This is a genomic window from Sphingosinicella sp. BN140058, from assembly GCF_004135585.1.
GTDB lineage: Bacteria > Pseudomonadota > Alphaproteobacteria > Sphingomonadales > Sphingomonadaceae > Allosphingosinicella.
This window is the reverse complement of the sequence record NZ_CP035501.1, coordinates 1,725,973-1,735,556: the sequence shown is the minus strand read 5'-3', so window position 1 is coordinate 1,735,556 and position 9,584 is coordinate 1,725,973. Positions and strand designations below refer to the sequence as shown.

Sequence of the window (9,584 nt, the reverse complement as noted above, 5' to 3'; positions counted from 1 at the left end):
GTCCTGCTGCTCGGCGGATCCGACTGGGTCGGTAACTGCCGTCTTAGGCGCTCGGAGTTTGATCCTCGGCGTCCGGCGCCGCTCGCTCGGCAGCCTTCTTGTCGGCCTTGGCCTGCGCCTTCTTGGCGGCATCGGCGGCTTTGCTCCGTTCGCGCTCGCGGCGCTCGAAGTCGTAATTGGGTTTGCGTGGCGTGGCGGTTACTCCGACAATCGCGCCTCGTGAAGAAAAGCGGGGCGAGGCAGCAAATCCCCATCGCTCCCTATACGCATCCCCGTCCCGCTGCCAAGCGCGTCACGGTTTGGCGAGGAAGGAACGGGAAGGCGCCATACCCGCCCCGCCGACCGGCGGCACGACCGGGCGCAGCGCCGCCGATTTCTGGCGCGGCTTCAACCCGGTTCAGGTTGGGATCGGCGTTTCGCCCGGACGGCCGCACCGACCCTGGCCTGGGCACTGCCTCTTGCTTACCCGCTCTCGCCGCCACTCTGCTCGCCCGGCCGATGGCGCAAGCCATCCATGAGCAGGTCCAGCATCCGCGCGACATGGGCCGGCCCATCCTCGCCGCTCGCTACCGACAGATTGCCGATCGCGCGCAGCAGATCATAGGCCTGGACGTCGCCGCGGGCTTCACCGACGACCGCGGCCGCGTCGAGCAGCGCGGCGAGAGCGGGCTCGAAGCTGGCCCGGAAGTAAGCGGGCAAGGCTTCGAACGCGGCATCACCGGAATGAAGCGCCGCCGCGAGGCCCTTCTTGGTACCCAGAAAGGTGGCATAACGCTGCAGCCAGCGGGCGAGCGCCTCGCCGGGCGGAAGCGCTGCCGCGAGCCGCGGCGCCTCCGCGGCGCAGGCATCGACTTCGCGGCGGAACACCGCCGCGATCAGATCGGCGCGCTTGGGAAAGCGGCGGTAGAGTGTGCCCATGCCGACCCCGGCGCGGGTCGCGATCTCCCGCACCGTCGCATCGACACCGGATTCGGTGAACACCGCCTTGGCTGCCTCCAGCAAGGCGTCCTCGTTGCGCGCCGCATCGGCGCGCACCCGGCGCCGCGCCGGTCCATTCTCCCGATCATGGCTCTCCGTCACGCGCAAACCCCTTCTTCGGCCCCTTGATAAGCGGAGCAGCGCTCCGTATATGCATCGACCGGAGCAGTGCTCCGTTTAAGTGCGCCGCAACGGTTCGCCAAGCCCCAAGCGAGACAAGCCCCATGAACAACCTCATCTCAGTTGCGCGTGCTCTACCCGCTGCCGCTCCCCGCACCACGATCTCGGTGAGTCCTGTGATCCTCGACGTGCCCGGCAGACCGGTGCCGCTCGAACTGCGGATCACCGCACCGATCGACGGCGACGGTCTGCCGATCGTCCTGCTTTCGCACGGCCACGGTCCATCGCTCTACATTACGTCCAAGGACGGTTACGCACCATTGGTCCACTTCCTCGCGGAACAGGGTTTTGCCTTGATCCAGCCGACTCACGCGAATTCGAAAGTGGCCGGATTCGCGACCGACGCGCCCGGAGCGCCTTTGTTCTGGCGAGAGCGGCGGCACGACATGGTCGCCATTCTCGATCGTCTCGATTCGATCGAGCTACTGGTTCCGGTGATCGCGGGCAGGCTCGACCATGATCGGGTGGCGGTGGTCGGCCACTCGCTCGGCGGCCATACCGCCAGCCTTCTGCTCGGCGCCCGCCTGAGCGCATCGAAGGAGCCCGCCCTCGGCGCCGACCTGTCCGACCCGCGGATCAAGGCCGGCGTGCTGCTCGCGGCACCCGGTCGGGGCGCGGATCTGGGCGAGCCGATGCGCTCCCGTGCGCCCGGGCTCGCCCTCGATTTCGCAGGGATGACGACTCGGACGCTGGTAGTCTACGGTGACGCGGACGTCAGCCCGCACCTCACCACGCGTGGCGCGGACTGGCATGCCGATCCGTTCGACAGCCCCGGCGCCGACGGCCTGCTGACCCTGTTCGGCTGCAAGCACGGTCTCGGCGGCATTGCGGGCTACGACGCCAGGGAGACGGACGACGAGGATCCCGATCGGCTGGCGGTCACCCAGCGCATGACCGCGGCCTATTTGCGGTCCGCCTTCGATCGCGCCGATCCTTCATGGTCAGACGCCTGTGCGGCGCTGCGCGAACGGGCGCCCAAGCTCGGCCGAGTCGATCGCAAATAGTCCGGCGGCATCTCGTCGTCGGTGCCGCGAATACGGCCGGCATGGAAAGGCCCGGCGACCATGGTCGCCGGGCCTTCTTCGATCGAATGGTCGATCAGTAGCGGTTGCGCAGCACCTGTACCACGCGGCCGTTGCGGGCGTTGATCAGCAGCAGGTCGTCGCCGTAGCGGATCCAGCGCCGGTTCGCGCCCGGCGCGCGCAGGCGATAGCTGCCGTAGTTCGAGACCGTGTAGCGCGAGCCGTAGAAAGCAGGTTGCAACCGATAGCCCGGAGTCACCGCACGGTAGCGCCAGCCGCGTACCGGCGCCACATAAGCGGCGCGGCTGCGCTGGAGCTGACGGCGATCGCGGCGCACTTCGCGCCGATCGCGGCGGATTTCGCCACGCGACTCGCCGTTGCGAATGTCCTCGCGCAGCTCCCGCCGGCTTTCGCGCAGGTCGCGGCGATCCTCGCGAACCTCGCGGCGGGTCTGCGCGCTCGCGGCGGTCGGCAGCGCCGCGGTGGGAATGGCAGTGGCGGCCATCAGGCCGATCAAGATGAACTTACGCATCACAGTCTCCATGTCTCGTGCGTGCCCGCGCCGTTCGCAGGCCGCGGTTTCCCGCTCCGATGCGGTCTTCGCACCCTTGCCCTGAACCGCCCGGATACGGACTCGTCAGCGTTGAGACAGCTTCAAGCGCGAGCGATCCGCAGCGCCACCTTCACTCGATCCATATGTCCCGCGACCGCGGGCGCCGGTTCACCGCCGCTTTCTCCGGCACGAAGGGATCGGCGACCCTCTGCGGCGGCAGGTCGTGTTCGGCCGCTGTCGCCCGTGTATGGGCCGCCGCCGCCATCTCGCCTCGGTCGACGGAAAGAGATCCGATCTGCGGTCGATCCTGTTGCCGGGGCTGCGGTGCCGATGTCGCAGCGTGCCCGTCGCACCGAGCTCCGGCCCGTGCCTTTTCCCGCCGGGGAGCGCAGCTGTCAGGGCCGGGTAGCGATGCCGCATCCGCCCATGTTTCGGCGCCGGATCGGGGTGCGGCCATCACGAACAAGGCGGAGTCCGCGTCGCCGGAGGCGGAGCGGGCCTCGGTCGTGTTCGCGGCCGAACCGCTCCGTGTGATTTCAGGCACTGCGGCCGCGTCAGCCCCGCGCGTCATCGTCGGCGGGTGAAGCACAGCGATCACCTCTTCTTCCGCTTCGGCGCCTGATGCTTCCGGGCGGGTGACCGGGGCCGCCGCTGCTTCAGCCCTGCACGGCGGGTCGATCTCCTGCGCACCGTCCCGTCCGGCAGGACGATCGCGATCCGCTTCGGCAGACCGCTGTTCCTCCGGTGCCGAAGGAAAGCCCGGATCCTCCGGCGCGGCCGCATCTCGTCTGGAAGCGGCGATCAGCGACATCTGCTCAAGCCGCTCCACCTCCTGCGCGGAGAGCGAGGCCGCCTCCACCTCCTGCTCGGCGGCGTCCCGTCTGGCCGCCGCCATCAGTGCCACCTGGCGATCGAGCAGGCCCATCAGGCGGGAGCCCTCGCCGATCGTGATCTCCCCGGCCGCGACTGCCGCCAGTACCTGGGCTCCGGCGTCGGCGACGTCGGCGGGGCTGTGCATCGGCGGCAGGTCGAACGTGACCGGCGCTTCCTGGGGCCGCGGCAGCAGACGGTCGATGCAGAGGCGAATTGCCTGCATGTCGCCCCAGCGCGCCTTGCGGATCAGCCATCCGACGATCTCTTCCAGTTCGCCGTGGAGGGACGCCTCGACCATTTGCGTCGCACGATGCCGCGCACCGCGCGGTTTGCCGGGATTGCCCGGCTTGAATCGTGTATCGCGCTTCGGCGCGGAACCCTCATCGGCGGCGCCCGCCGCCAACCCGCCGTCAGCCATGATCTACGCCTCCGTCGCGGCGGCCGGGTTTGCCGGCGTCGTCAATAGCACGTTGGGTTTCGTCCGCCGCGGTGCCGTCCGCCGCGTCGCCGGCGCTGCGCGTGCCGGCCTCGAGCGGGCGGAGATCGAGGATCGGTCCTCGGCTCTCGAACAGCCGCTCGAGCCGCCGCACGCGCTCTTCCAGTCTTCGCATCGTCCCTCCTCCGCTCCCCAGGGGGAGCGTGTGACTTCCGCCCAGGCACAGGGCGGCGGGCTTCCCCAACCCAGGGTTGGGACCGCCCATGCCGCAGCGACATCCTCCCTGTCCGCGAAGCGGATGGGGAGGGGGATGATCAGGTGCGATTTGCCCCCGGCAAATCGCAGCCATGCCTGTGGCATGGCGTGCCTGATCATCTGAAAGCTGGTGGAGGGGCCATCAGCGCCTGAAGCCCCTCCACCGCACTTCGTTATGATCAGGCGCGCCATGCCACCGGCATGGCTTTGAACTGCGGGGCAGTTCAAACCTGATCATCCCTCCCCATCGCCTACGGCGGCAGGGAGGATTGAGGGCATTAGCGGGGCAAGACCCTGAAAGTGCGATCTCCGCGCGTTACAACGACTCACGCATTGACAAGAACAAACAAAGAACATATTGCATGAAGGTTGTCAAGATCATCCTGCATCCTTGCGGAGAATGCGTCATCCTTCACACCCGAAAGGCGCGCGTTCGGCTTGCATGAGACGGCGCTGCATCAGACGGTGCGAGCCGATGCCGGGACCGATCGACACGCTCCATGCTGCGCTGCAGCGCCGTAAATACGGACTCGAATACGGGAAAGATGCCGCAGCGCAGCAGAGTAGAAGCGTCCGCTCTTTGAACTGTGAAACGAAAACGAGCCGCAGGCGGTGCGCCTACAGCTCTACCTCGATGTCGGCGCGCCGCCGCGACGGCTCGGCAAGGCCGTCGGCGCCGTCGGCCGCGACCGGCTGCGCCGCGGTCTTCCAGCGCAGCTCGATCTTGTCCGCGGCGACGCCGAGGCGGCGGAGCGCCTCGCCGACCAGCTCGGCACGGGTGCGGGCGATCGCCGGGTCTTCCGCGATCGCCCGTCCCGAAACTTCGGCCGGGTCGGTCGCCGCCCAGCCGGTGACGATCACGCGCTTCGGGTCGACACCGCGGATCCAGGTGATCGCCTGGTCGAGCAGGTAATCGTCTAGCTGGTAGACGACGAACGCCTTGTCGAAGTCGAAGACGAGGTGAAAGGTCTTGTCGGCGAACGGCGGGGCCGGCGGCGTGCGCTTCTCCGACAAGGGCCGGACGTTGCGCACGGGGAGGGCGAAGCGGTTGCCGGCGAAGCCCTCGGCCGGGAGCATGTGCCTGGGACAGGGCGTCGGCAGAACCGAGGTGCGCACCGGCTCCAGCACTTCGCCGCCGCAATTGCTCCTGGTCTCGGCCGCAACCCGGCCCTCGACGAGGATCTCGAAATTCCAGTCGGGCTTGCTCGGGGCGCGGCTGACGTCGAAGCGGCGGCCGCTGGCGCGGTCGTCGGCAAGCCAGCAGCCCGATTTCTTGCCGGCATCGGTGTCGCGATAGATCGGGCAAGTGATGAACCGCACCGTCTCGGCCGTGTCGGCCCCCGCTGCCGACACGGGAAGGGTGGCGAGCAGGACGAGGAGCAGGCGTCTCACAAGGCGCTCATCAGATTGACCAGGTCCTGCTTCTCCTGCTCGGTATAGCCGATCCGGTAGCGCCGGTCGTAATAGTCCACGACGCCGCGCAGATCCTTGGCCGAGCCGTTGGAGAAATAGGGCGCCCGTGCGGCGAGACCGCGCATCGATTGCAGGGTGATCTTGCCGACGTCGGCGCAGCGGCCGGTGGTCAGCGCATAACCGGGGTCGCTGGTATAGATCACGCGTCCATAATGCGGGTGCGGGGCGCCGGTGCAGGTGATACGGAACAGCGGCAGATGCGGCGCCGGATCGGCGAAGGGCTGGGTGGTGGTGCCGAGATCGACCTGCCCCGGCGCGACGTCATTCCCCATTTGGGTCATGTTGTGGCAGAAGACGCAGCTGTTGCGGACGGGATTGCCGAAGCCGATCGGCGAGTTGATCCCCGCGCTGTCGCTGATCAGGAACATCTTCTCGCGGAAAATGCGGGCGCCGCGCGCGACCGACTGCCGGAAAGCGCGCTGCTCCGCGCTCAGACTCGGGTCCGGTTTTTCCCACGCGGCATATTCGCTCCACACCGGCGCGGGTCCCTGGCTGCCGAGGTTTCCGGGCTCGGACCGGGCGAGCTTCTCCGGCCCGCCCTCGGCACCGCCGGCATCGAGCGCCCCGCCTTTCCGATCCGCGATCTGGGCGGAGAACAGGCGGCTCTCGAAATCGACGATCCGCGCCATGTCGCGGGCGCTCATGTTCTTGAGGAATTCCAGATGCGTCGAGGCGGCGTCGCGCATCTGGGCATTCAGGGTCCCGGCGCGGCCGTCCGCCATCAGATTGCCCGACATCGGCCGCCCGCTCTCCGGATCCAGCGGCAGCGGCATGCCTTGCTTCGGATCATAAGCGAAGCCGACGGCGAGCAGATATTTGAGGTTCGAAATCGGCCGCGGCCGTCTGTACACCGAGATGTTCGGGCGCGCGGCCGTCGGGCCGAATTGGGCGCCGCTGTTGCAGCCCCAGGGATCGCGCACCGTCTCGATGGTGAAGTCCGGCGTGATCGCCTTCCCCTGCAGATCCTTGGGCGGCCAGGGGCGCTGGATCCGGATCAGGCCATGATCGATCAGCAGCGAGTGCGAGGCGCGCTGCGCCTGCGGCAGGGTCGGGCAATTGGATCCGTCGCCGGCGGCGAACAGCGGATCGCGCCCGCCGGTCGCGTCCCACCGCTCGCGTGCCGTTTCCCCCGAGAGACTCATCGAATCCGCCGGCTGGTGGCAGGTCACGCAGGCGCGGCCGTTCGGGCCGATCGGTGCGAAGAAGGGATGGCCCCTGGTCTTCATCGGACCGCCCACCAGCAGGGTCCGCAACGTCCCGGTCTCGTTCTCGTAGTCGAGCTGGGCCGGGAACACCCGGCCCTCGCCCGGCGCCCACCAGCGGCTCGGCTTCGCAGCCGGCGCGGCGAGCGCACCGGTCAGGGCTGCCAGACCGGCAGCGGCGATCGCGAGCGGGCCGAGGCGGGCGAGATCCATAATCAGAAGCGCACGGTGCCGCGGACGCCATATTGCCGCGGCGCTCCGAAGACGTAGCCGCCATTGGCGCTGGAGGCGTTTTGGATCTGGGAGGCGATGTAGAGTTCGTCGGTGAGGTTGTTGACGAACGCCTCCAGCCGGTAGCGGTCGCCGAAATCGAGGGTCAGCCGGGCGTCGATCACGTCGCGACCGGGTATTTCGCTGAAAGCGCTCGGAAAGGGCGTGCCGATCTGGCTGGTGACGTGCGACCATTGCACGCGCGGGGTCAAGGTCACGTCGTTGCCCAGTGCAAACGCATATTGGGCACCGGCATTGATCGTCCATTCCGGCGAGAAGGGCAGCTCCTGTCCCTTGGGAACGAGCTGATCGGCGACGCCGCCGCACAGCGCCGGCGTGCCGGCGGGATTGTTGGTGTTGTTGACGCAGACGTCGTCGGCGAACGCGGCGTCGAGCCAACCGACGCCGCCGTTGAAGCTGAAGCCGCCGAACTGCGCGGTGAGCTCGAACTCGGCGCCCCAGGCCTTGCCCGACGCGGCATTCTGGGTCAGCGGCAGGCCGTTGAGCAGGCTTGCGAGCTGGATGTCCTTGTAATCGGAGCGGAAGACGTCGGCGTTGATCCTGAGGTGCCGGTCCAGCAGCTCGGCCTTGATTCCCGCCTCGTAGACGAAATTCTTCTCGGGGCCGAAATTGGGCGTGTTGGGCGTGAGGTTGACGCCGCCGGCCTTGTAGCCCTTAGACGCGGTTGCGTAGAGCAGCACGTCGTCGGTGGCATGGAAATTTACGCCCACCTTTCCGGTCAGCGCGGTTGATTTCTGCACGCCGGTGATCGGCGTTGCAGTCACCGGCGTGCCGATGCCCTGGGTGATCGTGCGGCTGACCTCGTAGCGATCATAGACCTGCTTGTCCCAGCTGTAGCGGGCGCCGGCGATCAGCTCGATCCGGTCGGTGGCGAACCAGTTCGCCTGGCCGAACAGGGATTGCGACGTGTTGGTCGCTTCGGTGACCGTGCGGTTCAGCGTCGCTGAGACGATGTCGACCTGGCTGCGGTCGTCGCGCAGCTGCAGCAGGGGCACCGTCTCGTCGAGCGAGAAGGCGCCGATCACCCACTGGAACGGACCCTTGCCGGTCGACAGCAGGTTGATCTCGTTGATGAAGGTGCGGAAGTCGGTCGAAGCGCGGCTGACCCGGCCGCGGCGGCCGGTGGGGGCGGCGAGGTTGATCGGGGCGAGGCCGCGGTCGCCGTCGGCCTGGTCGTGGGTGTAGCCGTCCTGCCATGAGGTGAGGCCGCGTATCTGGACGGCGTCGCTGAGGTCGTAGCGGACCTCGCCCGAGAGCCGGTAGCCCTGCTGGTTGAGGAACGAGATCGCGTCCTCGCGGATGACGAACGCGTCGCTCTGGCGGGGGTCGAGCGCCGGCTGGGCGGGGTCGCGCAAGGCCGGCACGATATCGCCGCGATTCTTCACCGGGATGTTGTCGGAGCGGTAGTCGAAATACTCGCCGCGGACGTTGATCTTCAGCCGCTGGTCCGGGGTGCGCAGCGCCAGATTGACGCGGAACGAGTCGAGGTTGAACGAACCCGGCTGGCTGGGGCTGGGCCCGATATTCTCGGAGAAGCTGTCGCGCTGGTCGTGGATCCCGGCGATGCGCACCGCGACATTGTCGTTGGGACCCCAGTTGATCGCGCCGGTGGTTCGATAGCTATCGAAATTGCCGATCGTCTGCTCGAGATAGCCGGAGGTCGCATTGAATTCGGGCTCGGGAGTGCGGACGTAGATCGCGCCGCCGGTCGAATTCTGGCCGGTGAGCGTGCCCTGCGGTCCGCGCAGCACCTCGATCGCGCCGATGTCGTAGAAGCTCTGGCCGATGAACTGCTCGTGCGGGATGAGCTGGCCGTCGATATAATAAGCGATGCCCGGATTGGAGGTCGGCGCCGACTGGGCGATGCCGACGCCCCGGATGTTGATGAAGGTGGAGCGGTTGACCGTGTTGATCGCTACCGACGGCGCGGATTGCTGGACGTCGGCGAGGTTGGTGATGCCGCGGCGGGCGATCTCGTTCGCCGAGAAGACGGTGGCCGAGATCGGGATGTCCTGAAGGCTCTGCTCGCGCCGCTCGGCGGTGATCACGATCTCCTCGAGCCCGTCCTGGCTACCGGCCGCATCGCCGGGCTGGTTGGTCGCCGCGCCGGGGCCGACGGGCGCGGCCGGATCGGTCGCCTGCGGCACTGTCTGCGGGGCGGCCGGCACCTGATCGGCGGCGTCCTGCGCCTGGGCGGCGGAGGCGAGCAAGGCGGACAGGCACGCAGCGCCGAGCAGGCGCGCGCGGCGGTGGGCGACAAGGGTCATGAGGCCTCTCCTGATGGTGTCGCCCCTGCATCTTTGCAGTGGGCCTGGAGTCAC

At 68.1% G+C, this 9,584-nt stretch carries 9 protein-coding genes; 2 read left to right on the top strand and 7 right to left on the bottom strand.

The annotated features are described in order from the left end of the window. Positions 1-58: 58 nt before the first annotated feature. Positions 59-223 (top strand): hypothetical protein, encoded by a 165-nt coding sequence (locus ETR14_RS28270; protein ID WP_165356365.1) that lies wholly within the window; start codon positions 59-61, stop codon positions 221-223. Between the two features lie 239 nt (positions 224-462). On the opposite strand, the gene ETR14_RS07890 is transcribed toward ETR14_RS28270, so the two are convergent. Beyond that, complete coding sequence (locus ETR14_RS07890) at positions 463-1,080, bottom strand: TetR/AcrR family transcriptional regulator (protein ID WP_243455812.1); 618 nt, start codon at positions 1,078-1,080, stop codon at positions 463-465. 122 nt (positions 1,081-1,202) lie between these two features. On the opposite strand from ETR14_RS07890, the gene ETR14_RS07885 reads away from it, so the two are divergent. After that, entirely contained in the window at positions 1,203-2,162 is a 960-nt protein-coding gene (locus tag ETR14_RS07885) for a chlorophyllase (RefSeq protein ID WP_129384106.1), read from the top strand. 94 nt (positions 2,163-2,256) lie between these two features. Here ETR14_RS07885 and ETR14_RS07880 read toward each other — a convergent pair whose 3' ends face one another. The 6 genes from ETR14_RS07880 to ETR14_RS07855 form a co-directional block, all read right to left on the bottom strand. Beyond that, positions 2,257-2,712: an RcnB family protein gene (locus tag ETR14_RS07880; protein ID WP_129384105.1), complete on the bottom strand. Its 456-nt coding sequence runs from the start codon at positions 2,710-2,712 to the stop codon at positions 2,257-2,259. 151 nt (positions 2,713-2,863) lie between these two features. Further along, the gene (locus ETR14_RS07875; RefSeq protein ID WP_129384104.1) at positions 2,864-4,024 is read right to left on the bottom strand and encodes a hypothetical protein; all 1,161 of its coding nucleotides are present in this window, start codon (positions 4,022-4,024) and stop codon (positions 2,864-2,866) included. Further along, a complete protein-coding gene (locus ETR14_RS07870; protein ID WP_129384103.1) occupies positions 4,017-4,217 on the bottom strand; it encodes a hypothetical protein in 201 nt (66 codons plus the stop codon). The genes ETR14_RS07875 and ETR14_RS07870 overlap by 8 nt, the downstream gene beginning before the upstream one ends. 698 nt (positions 4,218-4,915) lie before the next feature. After that, positions 4,916-5,689, bottom strand: coding sequence for a hypothetical protein (locus ETR14_RS07865; RefSeq protein WP_129384102.1), 774 nt, complete (start codon positions 5,687-5,689; stop codon positions 4,916-4,918). Then, a complete protein-coding gene (locus tag ETR14_RS07860; protein WP_165356364.1) occupies positions 5,686-7,185 on the bottom strand; it encodes a hypothetical protein in 1,500 nt (499 codons plus the stop codon). Before ETR14_RS07860 ends, ETR14_RS07865 begins: the two co-directional genes overlap by 4 nt. 2 nt (positions 7,186-7,187) lie before the next feature. Next, on the bottom strand, positions 7,188-9,530 hold the full coding sequence (locus ETR14_RS07855; RefSeq protein WP_129384101.1) for a TonB-dependent receptor: 2,343 nt from the start codon (positions 9,528-9,530) through the stop codon (positions 7,188-7,190). Positions 9,531-9,584: the final 54 nt, after the last annotated feature.

Bases quoted from the DNA above. Each gene is read 5' to 3' on its own strand.
- ETR14_RS07885 (WP_129384106.1), top strand. From the start codon at position 1,203: ATGAACAACCTCATCTCAGTTGCGCGTGCTCTACCCGCTGCCGCTCCC.
- ETR14_RS07880 (WP_129384105.1), bottom strand. From the start codon at position 2,712: ATGCGTAAGTTCATCTTGATCGGCCTGATGGCCGCCACTGCCATTCCC.
- ETR14_RS07875 (WP_129384104.1), bottom strand. From the start codon at position 4,024: ATGGCTGACGGCGGGTTGGCGGCGGGCGCCGCCGATGAGGGTTCCGCG.
- ETR14_RS07870 (WP_129384103.1), bottom strand. From the start codon at position 4,217: ATGCGAAGACTGGAAGAGCGCGTGCGGCGGCTCGAGCGGCTGTTCGAG.
- ETR14_RS07860 (WP_165356364.1), bottom strand. From the start codon at position 7,185: ATGGATCTCGCCCGCCTCGGCCCGCTCGCGATCGCCGCTGCCGGTCTG.
- ETR14_RS07855 (WP_129384101.1), bottom strand. From the start codon at position 9,530: ATGACCCTTGTCGCCCACCGCCGCGCGCGCCTGCTCGGCGCTGCGTGC.